Origin of the sequence: Bacillus sp. RE35, from assembly GCF_052146655.1 — a bacterium.
Lineage (GTDB): Bacteria > Bacillota > Bacilli > Bacillales > Bacillaceae_G > Bacillus_A > Bacillus_A cereus.
This window is the reverse complement of the sequence record NZ_CP197377.1, coordinates 3,470,721-3,489,156: the sequence shown is the minus strand read 5'-3', so window position 1 is coordinate 3,489,156 and position 18,436 is coordinate 3,470,721. Positions and strand designations below refer to the sequence as shown.

The window sequence follows — 18,436 nt, the reverse complement described above, 5'->3', positions numbered from 1 at the left end:
AAAATGTAACCGTAATGGATAACAAACTCATTTTGGTGCATTTACTAAAATTTTTGAATTCGATGAAGAAGTTTATGTTCCAACATAGCATAAATAACATATAGACGTGTATTTGACGTGGTACTATATGAGCATCATATAAAAAGAAAACACGTCAATTAAAAACATATTATAGTTAATCTAATGATATTAATTATTTCAGGTGTATACAGTAGATGCCAGAGGATATCTTCTCAAGATACGAGGTATTTGGGGATTTTTTAAGAACCTATTAAATGATTCCAATCTACATATCGATTAATTATGCTGGTGATGATGTATTTCTTTCGTATCTTACAATAGTGTATAACCTGTTTATAGGATTTGAGCTAAATCCTTAATATAGTATTACAATTCTTTGTATAAATGCAGGCCGTTGAGTTTGCGGACACGATCATATTCAAGGTAATTTTGGAAAAGAAGATATTTAATTTCATATGAATATAATTGGTTGCCCGAATTATTATTCTAATTACCTTAAAAAAATGTAATACCAGAAGGGGTGAAAAATGAACACAAATCATTTGGTATTAAAGCATTTTATAATTTAGGCATAATAAAAAACCACGATTACTCGTAGTTTTCTTTTTTACTAACTTTAATCTTAACACTTTCAATTTCTTTCTCTAGATAATCAAAGTTTTGAGTGACTTTGTTTTCTAAGCTAGTGAAATTGAATTGTACCTCTTTTAATGTTGTAGCAATACCTTCAAGCTGTTGGGTGTTCTTCTCTAAGTTTACGAATAATTCTCTTTCACGATTGTCAGAGCGAAGCCGATCTTCCGCTATCATTTTATAATGGTCTTCACGCTGTTCTTTCATGTTTTCATTCATAGAGGTGATTTGTTCCTTGTGACTATCACTAACGCTACGAACATATCCCATAACCTTTATGGACATAAAGATAACAAATAGCATGATAATCGCAAAGAGAACCATAAAAGGTTTATCACCCTCAGTAATGCTAACAAAAATCTTTTCGATAATGCCAATTTCATCCGGAGTCATGCAGCGACTACCTCCTTATCTGGAGCTAAATTTGTAATCCGTCGCAGTAGTTCATCATGGGGCAAGGTTTGCACATGAAACTTCACCTGCTTTTTTCGGTACGAACTCCTTTTAGTACGCCCTTAAGGCGTTTTGCTTTATTCTCGTCTCTATATAAAGACAAATGTTTATCTGTGCAATGTAAAAATAAAAAAATTAATCAAGCTTAGATTAGAATAGTTCATAAAAAGGATAATAGTAGTTACTCGTAGACTATGTTTGAGGGGGAATTTAGAGGAAGTATCTGTTTTGTTATTGTTGATTTTAAAATAAATAATTTGAATCAAGCAATAATTGTGTGATTCAATTGATGAACTTTCCAATCAGTTTAAATTCGTCTGTTAGGAATAGGTTGTCTTAAATGGGAATAGTTATTTCGGGATATCTATGTTTTCTTTGTAGAAAACATAGATAATTTCTATACCCGGATTTAAAATCTGTGATGTTTGTTGTTGGTTTATTCATATACGTGAAGGGAAGAAGTGTCTAATTGCTTCAAAAATCAAGTAATATTGGTACGTATTTTTTTTCAAACTATTCAATCGTATCTTCACATTGTTTTACTGTTGCTTCGTAATCAATCTCGCTCATCTTTTGTTCTTCTTCTATTAATGAAGAAATAGATTTTACCAATTTTTTAGCTAGTAAATTGTCGGAGTTTTTGAGTCGATACAATAATCGAACCTTGTTTTGAAAAGAATAGTTCGCCCATTCGTCTTCTCCAATATATATATTAACTTGTGGTTTATCTGAATTATTGTTTTCAATGTATTCGCTCATTTTTTAAGCGCTCCAATTGCTATATTCACTTGCGGGATCTTCATGAGCATAAGAACCACAAACGGGGCAACCTTTTGTATCTCGCTCATCAATTACATACTCAATTACGTACTCTTGGGAACAGTTTAAGCATTCTACCCATTTTTCTGAAAATTCATATTCTTTTCTTTGACTTTTCAATTTTTATCACCTCTCTTACACGTATACAACAACCTTTAGTAATGTATATTGTCAATTTCTTGTTTGGACAATTCCTAACTGTAGTTCATGTTTAGTATTGATTTTTTAATAAAGGAAAGGTTGTAATAAGTTATTGTAGAGAGGTGGTGTTGAAAATGAATTATATGAAGAAGCTTGATGAAGCGATTGAGTTATTCAAAAATTTAATTAGTGCAACTACAAATGAAGCAAAGTCGGCTGTTCTTGCAACTAACCAGGACAACGAGATTGCTGATAAACTTTTAGTTCTTTTAAAGAATAAAACGTTATATCTTCCAGCTCTGACTTTGTTGCCGTCCATTACTAAGAATGACAGCAATAAACGTTTAAGGAATTATGTTAGCTTTGTTAATGCTATTGATAAGTTAGAAGGCAAAAAGCTAAATGCATATGTCTTTGATTACGTACTTCGTCATATTGATGAGGAAGAATTGAAAATGTACAAAGCTATTTTAACGAATGCTGACTTAGTACCAGTTGTTAAAGAACCAGTTGATGAGACTGTGTTAGAAGAAAAAATTCAAGAAGAAGTGGCTCAAGGAGAAAAGGTTCAAGAAGACGTTGAGTCAGCATAATTCTATATTTATGAGAAAACAAGTGGATAAGAGTTTCGGCTTGTTTTTTTCTTGACTTTCTTCTAAAAAAGGTTATGTTACAAACGCTCCTGTGAGAGAAGCAAGACGTGAGACCAAAATGAATAATCAAATGCTTGTCCTTGCTCTAATGGTTATGGATGAAATTGTAAATTTAAAAAATCCTCACAGAAAAAACAACTATGACTCTAATCATGAATAATAAGTTATTAATGATATTGGAATTCGGCAAAATGAGTAGGGTTCAAGTGAGCAGGTGAGCGTTTCTTAAATCTGAATAGGAGGCATTTTTCTCTTTAAAAGCGTGATATAGTCTCAATTTGTGTAGTGAAATGTGGCTACACGTAATGGTGCGGGTTAGATGTAGTGAATCTACCTCAAGATAGTGGAATCCGTAAAGATTCTATATGAAGTAAAATTTGTAATGTTTTGCTACAAAGAAGTGTCTTGCTACGTGGTCAACAATCAATAGGTTATTAGCTGCGACCTGAAATCAAAATAAACAATCAGTTTATGAGGTTCATATTATTAAAAATAATTTAAGTAGTTTTGGAGAGAGACTTTTCTTCGAATTCATACCTAAAATGGCATATTTAAGGGAAGTTTCTGGAGCAGGAGATAAGCAACTACGCTTAAATGGTAAATAGAGAGAGAGGAAGAAATGAAATATGAAGAAATTTATTGAGTCATTAAAAAAAGAAATAAAAGAGATTCTTGACTGCTGCAAGCAACCTTTATGGAAATTAAGATATTTCTTTTATGGATGGGCATTGGGGGGAGTTATAGGTACGGCTTATTTTTACAAAATTGGTGAGCTAGATGAATATGGAGTGCTTCTTCGTATAACCGCAGCCATAATTTTGTTTATTTTCCCATTGGCTTATGGAGAGAAAAATGAGGTAGGGCCTGGTTGAATCTATTGTTTAATGTTAATTCTAATATCAAGACAATGGAATCATTTATGTAACAAAAGATGATTTGTGAGGCAGGCAAAGAAGTACTGTAGAGGAACTATAACAAGATAAAAGAATTTCCAGGCCATCTTTATATACATGCATTGGGATTGACAAGATTCCAAGAAAGAAAAATGGTATCTTTGTTAAGAAACAAAGAGTAATTCTATACCGCAGTGGTGCATAAGCACATTACTTGAAAGGTTTTTGAATTTTTAAATGGGTGACCTAAAAAGGAAATAAAAAGAATATATGATGAAGAAAAATATCATCACTTTAATTTGCATAGGTTTAGTTGCTGATGGAAAAGGGAAGAGAACCCTTCTTTACTGGGATAATATTGTCGACGTTATCCAGTCGAGAGCTCGTGGTTTAGAAGATTGAGTGTTATATAGCAATAGCTTATATATAATGTAGCGTTCATCATATGATTTTAATCCTCATATGTGCTTGTTATGTTATTTACTCCTTTTTACTTCTCTCTTTTCTTGGGGGCCTCTAATTAGAGGTCCCTATTTTTTTGCTAAAATTGGAAAGGTGGTTTGCAATATGATAGTAGGCGATATTATTGTCGTAAGTGGAAAGTCTCTTATCTCAAAGATGATTCAAAAGGTAGCAGGTTCTAAGTGGACACATGTAGCTTTGTATATTGGTGGAGGATATATCATAGAGATAGATTGGAATACTAAATCCTCTATAGTAAGGGAGACATATTCTATTAGTAATTTAGAATGCATGGTGTTAAGAAATAAAAATGCGTTAACGAAAGAACAACAAGATATTATTATCTCTACAGCGGTTTCATATCAGAAAAAAGGTTTTCAATATGATTGGCTCCGATTAATTTCTCTATATTTAAAGTCGAAATTTCCAAGTAGCAAACTAATAGATAAACTAGATAGAAGGAATAAATTTATTTGTACAGAACTGGTGGATGAGATTTTAAAAGAAGCAGGTATTGATCTTTTTCCAAACCAAGGTGGGGATATTTTCCCTCATGACTACCTCACTTGTGAACAATTAATAGCGTTGAACAAAGTTAAATGGTCGAGTTATAAAAAGGCTAACTGAATCTTTTTACCCAAGTAGTTGACTTGTAAGTTGCTAACTATTTATGTTTTATTTTTACTTTTGATGTTACTTTCTTAATGTTAATGACAAGAAGACCATCAATTTCAAGGTGCTCCTATTTATACTTTTATCTTGTAATGAAGTAGTTAGGAGATAAAATACTTTCCTATTGAACCTTCTAAAAAAAATGGTTATCTTTAGTAACTATTATAATTATAGGGGGATTTCAATGAAGTTTAAAATCCAATCAGATGTAATTGATATTCAATCAGTGGCACCTATACAAGTAATTGATTGGGGTGTTAATTTGATTCAAGCTCCTCAAATGTGGTCAATTACAAAAGGTGAGGGGATTAGGGTTGCTATACTAGATACGGGTATCGATGCTACCCATCCGGATCTTGCTGCCAATTACAAAAAAGGAATGAATTTTACTACAAATAATTTTACTGACATAATGGATAGGAAGGGGCACGGCACGCACTGTGCAGGTATAATTGCTGGGTGTGACAACTCAATTGGTATCATTGGGGTTGCTCCTAAAGCTGAGCTTTACATTGCTAAGGTATTAGCAGACGATGGTTCTGGTTTAGTTGAGGCAATTGTAAAGGGAATTGATTGGGCTATTTCTGAACAAGTAGATATCATTTCTATGAGTCTAGGTTCTTCGAATGATCCTGGTCCTGTCCTACATGATGCAATTAAACGTGCCCATGAGGCAGGTATTATTATTGTTGCTGCTACTGGTAATGAAAATACTCATGTTGGGTGGCCAGCATCATATGATGAGGTAATTGCAGTGGGAGCGATTAATAGAAATCTTGATAGAGCCACCTTCTCTAACTTCGGCAGTGAAACAGATGTAGCTGCTCCAGGTGTAGATATTTATAGTACATATCCTGTCAATCGCTATGCAAAACTATCTGGTACGTCTATGGCTACACCAATGGTAGCGGGGGTAATCGCCCTTATTCTAGCTTACTATCGTGATATTGGCAAAAAGTTAACTCCTGATCAAATCATGCAACTAATTCGTGAGCATTCGGTTGACCTTGGAGAAAAAGGTGTCGATGATATGTTTGGTAATGGACTAGTAAATGTTTGTGAATTAATGAAAATTAGTTGAAAAGAGGGGGCTTCGGCTCCTTTTTTTGTTTTTAAAATTTATTTCTAGATTTTATAAGAACCGTTTTATGTTATCTCAAAATTATCATATATCATAAGAGATGTAGTTTTAGTGTAAAAATATTTGAACCCTAACATAGACGGAATTACTTCTTTATAAAGGGATTATCGTGTTCTACGATGTGTTATGGATTTGAAATATAAAAAGGCTGCAAAGCTTTCCTGAAAAATCGCTTTGCAGCCTTTTAATTCGTTGTGTTGTTTAGGGGAAAATTAATTGTATTTCCTTTCGAATTAAGAATATCAAACAAATATATCTATTAAACTTTCACTTTGACATATGTTTCTTTCATTCTCCAAGAGTCATTTGTTTGAAGTGACGACGGATACGTTTATCCAATTCAGGTTCATGCTGACAATCTTAATGTTACCTATATAATTCATATTTATATAGGACCGGATCCATGTAACCAAGTTGTTCAAGTTTTCTATAAGATGCCGCAGCCTTTTCATAGGAAGAGTAGCGATGAGATATGTATTTTAATGTCATCCATGTATCAGAGTGATAGAATTGCAGTCCTATATAATAGGAACTATCATTCACTTTGATAACGTATACTCTCGTTGGATAGTTTTTCATGTAATCATCTTTCTATGTGTTTGTATGACAATTTGTTATTTTTCATAGTGACAGTAATGAATTCGTTCATGATAATCTCCTTCTATTTAATAGACGATTTAACCTAACCCTCTCACTGGAAAAATTATAGACTTGTAATATGGTTGAGAATGTGATATTGACATGGGAATTGGTAGTTATGTATTAAAAAAAGAGAGTGGTTATTCTTTAAATCTTAATTTTGTTTCACACCAGACGTTAGCTTAGTCCACATTTGTTTAATTGTTTCAATATCTTCCTTAAAAGTTCTAACCGAGAGTTATCCTCTAATGGGATTTCTGCTTTATATAATTAAGTTGAAAATAAAAAGAACGCAATCTGTTGAGAATGCACTCTTTGTTGTGAATTCATAGTGGTGAACTTGTTCAGTGCAAATTCCGTATACCATTTTGTAATTCAAAAAGTACAAAAGATTCGCCTGTGTACCAAGTTAGGTATAGGAGATTCGGTGATAAAGCTAACAGTATTTGATTGAGAAAATATGACAAATTGGTTAGGTTATGCCTGAAGTCATGAAAGGAGGGCGAGGACATGGAAGGACTTAGGTATGAACGATTTGAACAAAACTTACTTGATCATTGGGTGAAACGTAAGGAGTCAGCAAAGGTAGGACTAAAGACTACAGTTGTTTGTCTTCAAATGAACAATGGATTTGAAGTAGTTGGACAATCAGCTTGTATGAATCCAGATGAGTACGACTATGAACTAGGTGTCTACTATGCTACAAAAGACGCGCTTAAAAGAATCGCTGATATTGTAGCTTACATTGAACATGAAGGTACCTTTTAGGTGTTAAGTCAGACGAGAAGCGCGTGATGGGTAATATATGCTCTTAAGTGTTTTAACTTTTTCAAAATGAACCATACTTAAAAACCTTGAAATAACATTTATTTAAGTAACTCATCTACATGAGGAATTAAAATGAATTTCGGAAAGTATTAATTTTAGCTTTGGCAAAAAAACTTTAAGAATAGTGTTAATTGTGTCATAGGCAAATTTCCTTGATGAGGAGAATCCATTATTGCAGACGTTAGATCATTTGTTGGTTAGTAATGCTTAGTTGAATCATTTTTATCATACACAGAAAGTAGGTGCTATCTATGGCTACTAAAGAGCGTGAAATTGAAACTTACGATACATCTAGTTTTCTACAAAAGAACAAGTCAAAGGTTGCAATGGGTGCAGTTGGTAGTTTTGCTTATGAAGCGAAACACTTAATACAAACTCAACCTGTGCAAGGTTTAGTAAAAAGTGAAATTTTTGATGAAGAAAAAGGAATTTCCAAGAAAGCTAACAAGGAAAGTAGAATGCAATTTTCGAGAAAGAAGCTTGGAACTGCTATGGGCAAGGGACATTATGCTGCTACTGTTTTAGATGTAGGACGCCGAATTGGAGGATATCATGATACAGAAGAGATTAAAGGAGAACAAGAATTTCAACTTAGGAAAAAAATGAAGAAGCAAAGAGAGAAGAATAGAAATTTATATGGCAACATAAATCAAGGAGAAGTCGTATTTAATCTTTTCGAATCCAGAACAGGTCATCATAAGATGGGGAATGCTAAATTTAATTAGGGTGGAGCAGTATATGGTTTCAATTGCAGATAACTTGTTAAGAACCCTGAAAAATACGAATAAACTTCTTAAAAAAAGTAATTGATGTAGAGAAGTTTATTCGTTCTAAAACAACTTGTTCAAGTATGTTTACTATTGGATATGCGGATGCCAATAATTGAGTATCAAATATAATGGTTACCTAGAAGTTAAAAGTTGGTATAAAAAATCTTGAAATTTATCCATCTAGAAGCAAGAGTAAATAATTCAACAAATTCACCAGTTGAAAATTTTTAGAGAAGAAAAATTGGAAAATATTTCTTCGGTAGGGGCTATAAAACAGGCTGATATAGATACTCTTCAAGCAACAGGTAAAGTGATGACAAGTAGCGATTAGTACAAACGGGTGCTATACGTAGTTCTTTAGTGGTTGCTTGAAATTAATGATTAAATGCGTGTACATACGCAAATGTGGGGATTTGCTATTAGACAAATATGTAGAATTTATACAAAAGCAAGAAACATCGCAATAAATTGATGTATTTATCCAATAAAACCAAGAATTACATCAAAAAAATTTTCTCAAGTAACAAAAGAGATTTTTAAATCTAATAAATAGGAGGTTGAAAAATGGCTATTTTAAATTCACTCAAAAAATTAGCTGAACTAGGTGTTTTAAATACAAAAATCGGTTCAACGATGGCCGTGAATGCTGTTAAAAATGCTCCAAATAATATTATTAAGAGTACTTTTATTGATACAAAAAATAAGAAAAAGACACTGGCTAATCTCTACACTGGTAAAAAATTAAACCCAAAACACGTTGCGGTTGTTGGAGGAGGTTATCTTGCTTTTAATCAGGCTAAGATGGGCTATGAATATCAAATGGGACCTCTTAAACGAGCGACCATGAATGACTATCAGTATATTGGATTGCCAGAAATTATGATGTATGACGGTGTAGGACAAGAAAGAGGTTCTAAAAATTTAAACGTTGATGGAAGTATTGTATTTGATCTTCACAATAATAGGAAGGGGTAGTCTAGATGGCATTTGAAAAAATTAAAAATATATTCGGTGTAGCGACCTCACCATCAGTTAGATTTGGAAACAGAGTGGCATATAATTTATACAATGGTGACAGTCTTGGTACATCGGTGGCTAAAGCATCTGTTAAGGGTATGTTTGCAGCTTCCAACCCTTGGTTGTATAGAGGATTGTCAGGTGCATACTATGCTCAAAAAGGTTACTGGAAGCTACTAGAATTCAATCATCAAAGTGAGCAATGGTGGAAAGCTCAGTATGCAACAAGTAACGTAGTTGGGGGTAACTTTTTAGATACGCGAGGGGCTCAAACAATGAGACAAGCAGCTGTACAGGCTATCCAGGGAAGTAAGATGAATGCAAGAAGTGCACTTGGTGGAGAAGCTAAAATATTAAGCCCTTACTAAGTTGCTACACATCTAGAAGGTATTAGAGAAGAGGATTGGAAATATGAGTGAAATTATTAATCTTGAACGTGAAATGCTCCAAATTATTCACGATCCTGTTCAAAGGGGAGAACACCACCTAGGGGTGAGTTCAAGTTGGTATCAAGAGCAAATTATTCGACAGTCATATCATTGCAAAGGTTTACATTGTGGTGAGCGTGCAGGCAAATGTATAGAAGAAAACCAACGAATTATGAATCCTAACACGGGAGAATATAAGTCGATAGGAGAGCTTTATCAGTCCCAACAAGATAGTATCGCTACACCATTATTAACATTGAATGAGTTCTATCAATTAAAGAACAGTAAAGCTTTTTCCATTGAAGATAATGGTGTTCAAGATACGTTTGCTGTTGTAACAAAACATGGAGCACGAGTTACCCTTACAAGAAATCATCCAGTACTAACAGTCGATGGATGGAAAGAAGTAGATGCACTCCGTATCGGAGAAAGAATTGCTACACCTAAGTTCTTAACTGTGTATGGCACAAAACAAGTAGAAAAGAATAAACTTCGAATTCTTGCATATATGCTCGCTGCTGGGCGTTTAAATAAGAATAGCATTAGCTTCCAAATACGTTATGAAGGTGTTGGTGAGTCGTTGCAGAAATCTTGTGAGGCAATTGGTATTACAACGTATCATGAGCATCATAAGAAGTCGACAGTCTATCTAATGGACTTTAGAAGTTTTGAGTTTTATAGGGAGATAGAAGAAAAAAAAATCCCTTCATTTATTTACGAGTTGGATAGAGATCACTTAGCGTTCTTTTTAGGAAGTCTGTATTCTGCAGGTGGTTGGTTTTGCGCCGGACGTATTAGTGAAATTGGGTATGCTACTAAGTGTCGGCAATTTGCATTAAATCTAAAACACTTACTATTACGTTTTGGTATCCAAACGAATTTACTTCAAAAAGAAATGAACAATTCTGTTTATTACCATCTTATGGTTTATCACTGTTCCTCTATTTTATTATTCCTCGAACATTTAGCTACACCAGAGCGTAATTATGAAGAAGTCCAACAAAGAGCACTGAAAATGAATCCTTCTGAACCAACACTCCCTAAAGAAGTATGGAAATACATTGAAAAGGAACGAATTGTTAAAGGAATGACGAAAGCTGAAGTAGTAGGAAAGGGTAATCGTCGTTATCGTATAGAAAAAGGTATTTCTTTAAGTAATGCCCGTGAATATGCAGAGAACTTACAATTTGCAATGTTACATTATTTAATTGATTCTCATGTATTATGGGAAGAAGTAGTAGAAATCATTCCTTATGGTAAGAGACAGACTTATGATGTCTTTGTTCCAGAGACTCATAACTTAGTTGTTGAAGATATTTTTGTATTTAGTCCATGTGCAAATGTTTTGCATAGATAGAAATTGAATACAAAAATGAAAAAAAGAGTAAGTGTTGCTACTATGATTTCTAACATCTTTATGATATATAACACCTTTGTAATGTCCCTTCAGGTAATCATTCCTGCTGGTAACGTGGTGAACGTAGGGAAACTCTAATTTTTAAAAAAAGGAACCCCCCCCTAATCCGAGGCTATATTAAGTGCGTTCCTAATATAAATAACAAGGTGCAACGACTATTCCATTGGATGTGAAATGCGTCAACAAGAATTGAGTCCATACGGGCGGTTGAAGCACATTGATTCAGAGCATTACAATTTTCTTCTATATCTAGGGGAGATGATAGAGTCACGCATCATGTAAGAGTATGAACAGTTCATGAGGAAATAATAAAATAGTAGCGTGTTTTATGAAAATAGCAGAATTTGACTGCATGAGTGATAAAAATTTTGAATTTATATTTATCATTATCAAAGAAGCATCTATCATCCTATTTACTCCAATATGCAGAAGAGGGACATTCCTCAAAATATAGACTCAAATGAAAATGTATAAAGACGTAAAAATGAATAAAAAAACGTTTAGGATCTGAGAACATACTACCTTACTAGGGTTGCTTATGAACATGAGGTACTTGCTGAATTTTAAGTATTTAATAAAAATATATTGACGGAGCAGCAAGCAGTGGTTACAACTACACTACATTACTAACTCATAATAGTCGGTTGCTATAGATATTGAATGAATAAAAATTGAGCAGTTACATAAGTTGTTGTTACTCAATCCTACTTTACGATTTTCATCATGCAAGACTAGAATTTTAGAAAACAGATATATCATTTGGGAAATTTCAACTTATTAGCCGTGTTAAAATTTCTAAAGTGGAGTTTACATCAGGTAATTCAGCTAAGGAGATTATTGAGCAAGTAAGTCCACATTTACTTGCTTAGACGAACATGTTTTAAATGGATTATTAGTGTTCGTTAAGAAATACCCTAAATTAACTATAATTTTTATTAATAAATTAAACATTATGAAAATAACGAAGGTAAAGAAAATATCTATCAATTCGTGTAAACAGCAGGAACGTTCAGTTAGTTCTAATGATTTAGAACAAGTAGAGAAAGAAAACCCACCCAAATTAAAAAAGAGCTTGTAAAGTTTGGGGTTGAGGTATTCGTGGTTCCGATATGAACATGCCTTCCCGCGGAGGGTAGTAATAAAGGCGACAGGTATCCGCATTGGGCCTGTTGCTTTTTTTATAAGAAGGAGGACAACAATATGGATGAAGTATTAGGAAAAAAAGTTAAACTGGATACCGAATTAGAGCGTTCCATTATTGAATATAGACCACGCGTAAAGTATGAACCAAATAAACCTTTTACTGTTAATTTACCAACAGAAGAAATCATAGGGGAAGATCAAAAGGAATTTGATGAAGATGGTTCGTTTATTCCGGAAGAAAAGCCAGCTAAACAATATGATAAATTTGTAGGGACACTAGAGCTTATTAATGAACTTATTGAATATATTGAGAAAAAAATGAAAGGCTTACAAGTTCCTATTTCTATAGAAGAACTTGAGAAGGTATATGAGTCACAACCATTTTTTGAACAAGATATAGGGGACGAAGGTTTCATTGACTTTGAAACATATCAGAAAACTTTCGAAAATCCAGAAGCACCTGCAAACTCACTTATTCAAGATATTGTTCATTCGTACGCAGAAGATGTGGAGGGTAGCTTAGAGTTAGAATTTTATGAAGATCTAAAAGAGTTACATTCCATAGTAGAGGAAGGATATTTCTTATTTAAAGAAACTATTTTAAAGAATTACCTTGATGGAAATATTCCTAAGACACCAGAAAAGAATAACGGTTTTACTGAGCAAATTGAAAAAGCAGTCAAGAAGCAAAAACAATGGTTTGATCAAGTTACAAACCTCTATAGGAACAATGAGAGTAAATATTATGATGCCCTAAGAACACAGTACGGTTCACCTGAATTCTTCAAGATAAGTGATGAATATACAAAAACAAAGCGCCCTTATGACGTTGTGGTTCGTAAAGAAAAGACACTTAATGAGGTGAGTTCTCTTATAGATGGTCTTCTTATAGGTTCACAAGATTGTTCTGAATCTATTAAATTTGGATTAGCTATAGGTAGCGAGATTGATGGTGAAGGGGTTATGAATTTATTAGAAAATCAGGCTTCTACAAAAGAACAACTTACCGATTTGCTCAAATTAACTCAGCTATCATTGAAGTTACAACTTAATCAACAAATTGAAGATAAGAAACAATATCGAGACGTGTTAAAAAACATTAACAATCTTTCTCGTAAAAAGCGTGCGCATGATGAATTATTAATGGCATTGGAACTTCGAAATACGATGTACCTAAACATGTACGATTCATTGCAACATTTGGAATCTCCAAGCAAGGCACCTGGTGTGGAATCATTCCTAAATCAAATGGCTGGAGGATTAAGTCTTGTACAAGAACAGTATGACTCATTTCTACAAGATGTATATGCAATGTATATGTCTGAATACGAAGTAAGAAAAGAAAAAATCGATAAAACATTAAACAAGGAAAATGCAAGAGCAGGTTATTCTTTGGTATCAGAGTATCTATAAAAGAGGTTTACTTCATCCTAATCCATATAAGGATAGATGAGAAAACGCTGGCCAACTTATAGGAGGCTCTATTCCTTTTGAATATGGTGACTATTAGACAAAGAAAATAAAGTGACCTAAGAGGTGAATCCAGATTGTTCAGTTTATCTCGAGATGAATTATTTTTTTATCGTTGAAAAACATACTATTGGGATGTACTAAAAGTAAGTAGAAGGTGTTTTTGCAACAAAACTTAATAATTAGTAAAACAATTAAATGTAGAAGCAGATTGGGATAAATGCGGACAACCTTCTTATGAAAATGAAGGTATATGGAAATAACAAATGTGGGTCATACTTAAGATCTAGGAAAGTAATAAACTATCTACAAAATCTACTATACTAAGGTAGAATCTGTAAGAAGTAAGATGCGTGCTATCTGCATTTCAGAAATACAAGATTTTAAACAATACAATATTTTAATGGAGGGGTAAGAATGTATACGTACAATCAACTTATTTTCCCTTCTCATATGGAAAAGAATACTCGTTTTCTAGTATTAGCGGGCTTTTCTTTAAATGGGCCAGTAGGGACACCTTTTATTATTCGAGATAACATAGAGCCATCTTATATTCTTGGTGATTGTCGCCTGACGGAGAACGTAAGAATGGCAAAAAAATACGGAATCACCCCACTAATCCTTCGGTTAAATGGGTCTCATGGAGAATGCGTTGTTAATCATGATGAACTTAATACTCCAGTTTTCCGATTTAAAACATTTGAAGCAACAGATGAGTCAAATAACATAGCTATTCACCTATTTCCAACGTATATGATTATTAAAGGCATAAACACTAGTTATTCATACCTGTTTGCTGATTATAAAGGAGTAGATGACTTAGCTTTTGCTATCAAACAAGATCTTTATTTTGGGTCGGGAGAAGTTGATGTAGAAGTTATTAATCAAATTCCAATAAAAGGATTATGTACTTCTGAGAAATACGTTAGATTTACTGGAGCGGATGATGGCTTCCATTATGTAAGTAATCATAGCAATCCAGACTCAGAAGATAAGATTCAAATGCAATTACAGCTATTAAAAGATAGTTTTATTGCTGAAGATGGAAGTGAGGTTTTCTTTACAGGAGAATTAAGTAGTTTTCAAGTAGATACACTCCTATTTACAGATATACCTTACGAGAAAGCACCTGGGCAGCTATCCTCTATATTCGGGGAATTTGCCAAGACTAAGACAAATGAACAATCTATTTTCTGCTCAGTTGTTTTATGCTCTGATCTATTCTCTAAAAGTCGTTTTACGGTAACAGGAGAAGATACATACGAGACTCAAGTGCAATCACTTGTAGAAAAAGCCTCTATTAATACGGAAGAACATCGTCATTTAGAGCACATAGAAGTTGTAGTTGGTATACAAAACTCTGAGAACCCTAAATATTCCTCTATGCCAGTTGCAGCAAATTATGCTTGTATGCGATATAAACTGCCGAATTTCTATAATTCAGCTACAAATAAACAACTACTAAACATAAATACATTACAAAATAGAGAACTCAAAAAGGTGGAAGTTGCTAAATTAACAAGTAGTGGTTATATATGTATAGTACCATCAATTAAAAAAGGATTTGTTCCTTATTCCTCAAGAAATCTTTACCCTCAAAACAAATTTTATTCAAAACCTCATTATCTCCGGAGTATAGGTTACGATGTTAATCGAATTGCTGGATTCTTTAATCAATACATTGGGGAACCATTAAGCTTCGTATTACTTCAATCTATCATTACGCAAGTTGATGCCTTCATTGATAGTCTTGCAGAAGATCATCCAATCTACAGAGATATAAAAATGGAAGTCTTACATTATGATCAAGAAAATCTTACTCTATCTATTTCATTTGAGTTATATGGTGAGATTGAAACGGTTAGAACTTCCTTTACTTATATTTCGTCAAGTGAGGTGAGTGTTTCATGGCAGTAGAAATCAATAAGCCAACCCAAGCAAATGGTTCTATGGACTATGAAGACATGACAAAGACAATAAAGCATTTACTAGATGCTGCTTGGGGAACTCAGTGGGGAAGCTTTACCCCGGAAGAACCAACTGTGACAGTTGACAAGCCTGTAGCATATCCAGTTATCATTCATTACCTTAGGTTAATGCAACCAGGACTAATTGGTAAAAGCATCAGAGAAATTAAACCTCGTCAACGTTACCTTGCTTTTAATGAAGATCCTAAAGGAACTCTACCACCTGCAACTAAGGTTTATGGTCAGGTATTTGATGCAGAAGTTGTTTTTGAGATTTGGGAAGAAACCAATGCGCGAGTAGACAAGCTTACAAAGGAGTTTCGTCAAACGCTTGCAACATTCACGGGATTCCTTAAAGAGAAGGGGCTTAAAGAACTTCAATTCGTAAAGATGGAAACAGACTTATCAAAAGCAAATATAAGTAATGCTAGTAAGGTTCGTAGACTTGTTTATTTTGCTAAATTTGAAGAATTAACAGAAGTTCCTGTAGATATCCTTCGTGTGATAGATGTCGTAGAACAGAAACTTCAGGAAACCACAAAAACGTTAAGAAACAAAAAAATCCAACTGGATGAATAGCGCTTGTCGCTTTTCAAATATAACAAAATAAAGAGGAGGCAAACCTATGCTTTATGAAAATCTTCCTGGCATTAATGTCACACTAAAAGATGGTGGCTTAATTGTCCCAGAACGAGGCGGATCAGAATCGATCCTAATCATTGCTCCATCTCTTGCGAAAGATGCTCCTGAAGAACCAGTATTAATTCGTAGTTCAACTGAACTTGTACAAGCTGGATTCGGTGACTTCTATGTTGCAGGAGAAGTTAACCCAATTGCTGCAGAATGGAAATCTGCTACTGATGCAGGAGCTAGAATGGTTTACTTAGTAGCCCTTAAAGAAATCAGCTTAGAGCGTGCTGCTGAACTTGAGAAATATGCAATTGATGCCTATGTGGCTGCAGGAAACCAACTAGTAGAAGCCCAAGCTAAATTCAAAGACGTTTTAGTTGGCTCTACAGAAGCTGTTCGTATGCGCCGAAAATTCATCTATTTCTACGACATGCTAATGAGTGACCTACTTGATTTCACTGTGGATCACGTAGTTCTTAAAGGGGTTACACTTGAGGACGAAGCTACTAACTTAGTTGGTGAGTTTTTCCCTGAAGTTCCAAACTCTGAAGATTTCCCTTATATTAGTGGAATGGTTACTTCTTCTTATGTAATGGAGTCTCACGCTATTAATTACCCAGTAGAAATCAAAACTGGTACAAGCGATACGCTAGTAGTAAAGGTTGATGGCAAAGATGTAACGTTTACGCTTCCTGCTAAAACTTACAATGGTAGTTCATTAACAATAGCTGACTTGGTAAAAGACTTGAAGGCTGTTATCGATGAAGATGCAACTGGTATTAAAGTTAATGTAAGAGAAGACAGTGGTAAAATTGTCCTTTACTTCGATGCTCCTGCTTCTATCCAAGCTGGTACAACAGCGGCTGGTCTTCAATTAGATAAGCAAGTAGCAACATGGAAGAAAACAAGCTTTGGTGTAATTCACCGTGGTTCATTCGCTCAAACAGTTGCTGATTATTGTTCAATGAAAACTTTAATGAAATCAGCTGCGATTGGATACATTGGAGTTAAATCTCCAGTAGATACAAAGGTTTCTACAATCCGAAAATATGTGGAAGAACTATCTAAGATTGATACAGAAATCTCACCTTATCTTCAAGTAGTGGGATCTGAAGTGGGCGTAATCATGCCAACAACAAACTCAATCCACTATGTAAATGGTGCGACTCACTACGCTGCACTACTTTCAACTCTTCGAAAAGAAAGTGCACCTACAAATAAACCTATCAAAGGTGTTAAAGCTATCCGTTTTGATTACTCTCTTCGCCAACTTTCTAAACTAACTAGTAAGAAAATCGTTACATTCCGTTTAAAAGATTCAAATCAGTTAGTTGTTACAGACGGAATCACAACTGCGCCATCTATTGTAATGGCTGGAAAAGTACGTGAAAGTGACTTTGCTCGTTTATCTACTCTTCGTATTACCCAGCTTGCTATCCAAGTTGTTCGTGAAGCAGTAGAACCATTTATTGGTGAAGCAAATGAAATGCCACAATACAACGCAATGAACACTGCTATCAAGTCTGCATTAGAGAAAATACGCGAAGCAGGCGCTATTCAAGGATACAAATTCTCAATTGAAAACCTTGGAGTATACTTAGATGAGGTAACTGTAACTTTAGAAATTATCCCGGCATTTGAATTACGTCGTGTACAAGTTCAAGTTAACTTAACTCCTCCTGAGTATATGCTACAAGGACTTAGCCAGTAAGAACTATTAATGAGAAGAGGGGATCAAATGCCCCTCTCTTATATAAAAGAATAACAGGAGGTTATTAACCTATGAGTACAACAGCTTCTCGCTATAGTAAAACTTTCACTACTTACGGTGGCTCTGACATCGTATGTACATTTAATGGACAGGTAGTTGGCCAATTACAAGCTATTACTTACTCAGTTACTCGTGAAAAAGGACCTGTGTATGTAATGGGTGATCCAAACCCAAAATCTTTCTCTCGTGGTTGAGATGTAGCCACCTTTCTATGGTGACATAGAATGACAAACTCCGTGAACTGCTGGAAACCCCTAAAGCTTTTGTTACTACAACGTAACTAGAAATGGTAAGCGTGAATGTTAAAAAAACAAAAGATATTTATATTCATGTTATGAATTGAAAAATTTATGGCGTAGAAAATAATGGGCAATCAGCAGCCAAGCTCCTGTTCCGAAAGGATGGAGAAGGTTCAACGACTAGAGTGTACTACCTGAAATGGTAATGAGACTTATTAGTGCGGAGCAA

The 18,436-nt window shown here is 34.3% G+C and carries 17 protein-coding genes; 14 read left to right on the top strand and 3 right to left on the bottom strand.

Annotated elements, in window-relative coordinates; genetic code table 11:
- Positions 1–609: 609 nt before the first annotated feature.
- The 3 genes from ACTL4X_RS17770 to ACTL4X_RS17760 all read right to left on the bottom strand — a co-directional run bounded on the left by ACTL4X_RS17770 (position 610) and on the right by ACTL4X_RS17760 (position 2,046).
- Positions 610–1,047: a hypothetical protein gene (locus tag ACTL4X_RS17770; RefSeq protein ID WP_000186692.1), complete on the bottom strand. Its 438-nt coding sequence runs from the start codon at positions 1,045–1,047 to the stop codon at positions 610–612.
- A gap of 573 nt (positions 1,048–1,620) precedes the next feature.
- Positions 1,621–1,866, bottom strand: a complete 246-nt coding sequence (locus tag ACTL4X_RS17765; RefSeq protein ID WP_086401396.1) for a hypothetical protein — start codon at positions 1,864–1,866, stop codon at positions 1,621–1,623.
- 3 nt (positions 1,867–1,869) lie between these two features.
- On the bottom strand, positions 1,870–2,046 hold the full coding sequence (locus ACTL4X_RS17760; RefSeq protein WP_000842045.1) for a hypothetical protein: 177 nt from the start codon (positions 2,044–2,046) through the stop codon (positions 1,870–1,872).
- A gap of 164 nt (positions 2,047–2,210) precedes the next feature.
- Between ACTL4X_RS17760 and ACTL4X_RS17755 the strand changes: the two genes are divergently transcribed.
- The 14 genes from ACTL4X_RS17755 to ACTL4X_RS17690 all read left to right on the top strand — a co-directional run bounded on the left by ACTL4X_RS17755 (position 2,211) and on the right by ACTL4X_RS17690 (position 18,162).
- The gene (locus tag ACTL4X_RS17755; protein ID WP_241747371.1) at positions 2,211–2,660 is read left to right on the top strand and encodes a hypothetical protein; all 450 of its coding nucleotides are present in this window, start codon (positions 2,211–2,213) and stop codon (positions 2,658–2,660) included.
- 686 nt (positions 2,661–3,346) lie between these two features.
- On the top strand, positions 3,347–3,592 hold the full coding sequence (locus ACTL4X_RS17750) for a hypothetical protein (protein WP_000713421.1): 246 nt from the start codon (positions 3,347–3,349) through the stop codon (positions 3,590–3,592).
- Positions 3,593–4,180: 588 nt separating this feature from the next.
- Positions 4,181–4,702 (top strand): hypothetical protein, encoded by a 522-nt coding sequence (locus tag ACTL4X_RS17745; RefSeq protein WP_000634972.1) that lies wholly within the window; start codon positions 4,181–4,183, stop codon positions 4,700–4,702.
- A 229-nt stretch (positions 4,703–4,931) separates the two neighbouring features.
- Entirely contained in the window at positions 4,932–5,828 is an 897-nt protein-coding gene (locus ACTL4X_RS17740; RefSeq protein WP_086401395.1) for a S8 family peptidase, read from the top strand.
- 1,209 nt (positions 5,829–7,037) lie between these two features.
- Positions 7,038–7,295, top strand: coding sequence for a Gp49 family protein (locus ACTL4X_RS17735; protein WP_000398755.1), 258 nt, complete (start codon positions 7,038–7,040; stop codon positions 7,293–7,295).
- Between the two features lie 311 nt (positions 7,296–7,606).
- The gene (locus tag ACTL4X_RS17730; protein ID WP_086401393.1) at positions 7,607–8,080 is read left to right on the top strand and encodes a hypothetical protein; all 474 of its coding nucleotides are present in this window, start codon (positions 7,607–7,609) and stop codon (positions 8,078–8,080) included.
- Positions 8,081–8,689: 609 nt separating this feature from the next.
- Entirely contained in the window at positions 8,690–9,100 is a 411-nt protein-coding gene (locus ACTL4X_RS17725; protein ID WP_086401392.1) for a hypothetical protein, read from the top strand.
- Positions 9,101–9,105: 5 nt separating this feature from the next.
- Positions 9,106–9,510, top strand: coding sequence for a hypothetical protein (locus tag ACTL4X_RS17720; protein WP_086401391.1), 405 nt, complete (start codon positions 9,106–9,108; stop codon positions 9,508–9,510).
- Positions 9,511–9,553: 43 nt separating this feature from the next.
- Complete coding sequence (locus ACTL4X_RS17715; protein ID WP_086401390.1) at positions 9,554–10,927, top strand: LAGLIDADG family homing endonuclease; 1,374 nt, start codon at positions 9,554–9,556, stop codon at positions 10,925–10,927.
- 1,260 nt (positions 10,928–12,187) lie between these two features.
- Positions 12,188–13,543, top strand: a complete 1,356-nt coding sequence (locus ACTL4X_RS17710; RefSeq protein ID WP_086401389.1) for a hypothetical protein — start codon at positions 12,188–12,190, stop codon at positions 13,541–13,543.
- A 474-nt stretch (positions 13,544–14,017) separates the two neighbouring features.
- The gene (locus ACTL4X_RS17705; RefSeq protein ID WP_000288992.1) at positions 14,018–15,517 is read left to right on the top strand and encodes a hypothetical protein; all 1,500 of its coding nucleotides are present in this window, start codon (positions 14,018–14,020) and stop codon (positions 15,515–15,517) included.
- Positions 15,508–16,146 (top strand): hypothetical protein, encoded by a 639-nt coding sequence (locus ACTL4X_RS17700; protein ID WP_086401388.1) that lies wholly within the window; start codon positions 15,508–15,510, stop codon positions 16,144–16,146. Before ACTL4X_RS17705 ends, ACTL4X_RS17700 begins: the two co-directional genes overlap by 10 nt.
- A 46-nt stretch (positions 16,147–16,192) precedes the next feature.
- Positions 16,193–17,908 carry a phage tail sheath protein gene (locus ACTL4X_RS17695; RefSeq protein ID WP_086401387.1) on the top strand — a complete coding sequence of 572 codons (1,716 nt, stop codon included), beginning with the start codon at positions 16,193–16,195 and terminating at the stop codon, positions 17,906–17,908.
- A gap of 71 nt (positions 17,909–17,979) precedes the next feature.
- Positions 17,980–18,162, top strand: a complete 183-nt coding sequence (locus tag ACTL4X_RS17690) for a hypothetical protein (protein ID WP_000108095.1) — start codon at positions 17,980–17,982, stop codon at positions 18,160–18,162.
- Positions 18,163–18,436: the final 274 nt, after the last annotated feature.

Coding starts and splice junctions, on each gene's coding strand:
- ACTL4X_RS17770 (WP_000186692.1), bottom strand. CDS start 1,047: ATGACTCCGGATGAAATTGGCATTATCGAAAAGATTTTTGTTAGCATT.
- ACTL4X_RS17765 (WP_086401396.1), bottom strand. CDS start 1,866: ATGAGCGAATACATTGAAAACAATAATTCAGATAAACCACAAGTTAAT.
- ACTL4X_RS17755 (WP_241747371.1), top strand. CDS start 2,211: ATGAAGAAGCTTGATGAAGCGATTGAGTTATTCAAAAATTTAATTAGT.
- ACTL4X_RS17750 (WP_000713421.1), top strand. CDS start 3,347: ATGAAGAAATTTATTGAGTCATTAAAAAAAGAAATAAAAGAGATTCTT.
- ACTL4X_RS17745 (WP_000634972.1), top strand. CDS start 4,181: ATGATAGTAGGCGATATTATTGTCGTAAGTGGAAAGTCTCTTATCTCA.
- ACTL4X_RS17740 (WP_086401395.1), top strand. CDS start 4,932: ATGAAGTTTAAAATCCAATCAGATGTAATTGATATTCAATCAGTGGCA.
- ACTL4X_RS17735 (WP_000398755.1), top strand. CDS start 7,038: ATGGAAGGACTTAGGTATGAACGATTTGAACAAAACTTACTTGATCAT.
- ACTL4X_RS17730 (WP_086401393.1), top strand. CDS start 7,607: ATGGCTACTAAAGAGCGTGAAATTGAAACTTACGATACATCTAGTTTT.
- ACTL4X_RS17725 (WP_086401392.1), top strand. CDS start 8,690: ATGGCTATTTTAAATTCACTCAAAAAATTAGCTGAACTAGGTGTTTTA.
- ACTL4X_RS17720 (WP_086401391.1), top strand. CDS start 9,106: ATGGCATTTGAAAAAATTAAAAATATATTCGGTGTAGCGACCTCACCA.
- ACTL4X_RS17715 (WP_086401390.1), top strand. CDS start 9,554: ATGAGTGAAATTATTAATCTTGAACGTGAAATGCTCCAAATTATTCAC.
- ACTL4X_RS17710 (WP_086401389.1), top strand. CDS start 12,188: ATGGATGAAGTATTAGGAAAAAAAGTTAAACTGGATACCGAATTAGAG.
- ACTL4X_RS17705 (WP_000288992.1), top strand. CDS start 14,018: ATGTATACGTACAATCAACTTATTTTCCCTTCTCATATGGAAAAGAAT.
- ACTL4X_RS17700 (WP_086401388.1), top strand. CDS start 15,508: ATGGCAGTAGAAATCAATAAGCCAACCCAAGCAAATGGTTCTATGGAC.
- ACTL4X_RS17695 (WP_086401387.1), top strand. CDS start 16,193: ATGCTTTATGAAAATCTTCCTGGCATTAATGTCACACTAAAAGATGGT.
- ACTL4X_RS17690 (WP_000108095.1), top strand. CDS start 17,980: ATGAGTACAACAGCTTCTCGCTATAGTAAAACTTTCACTACTTACGGT.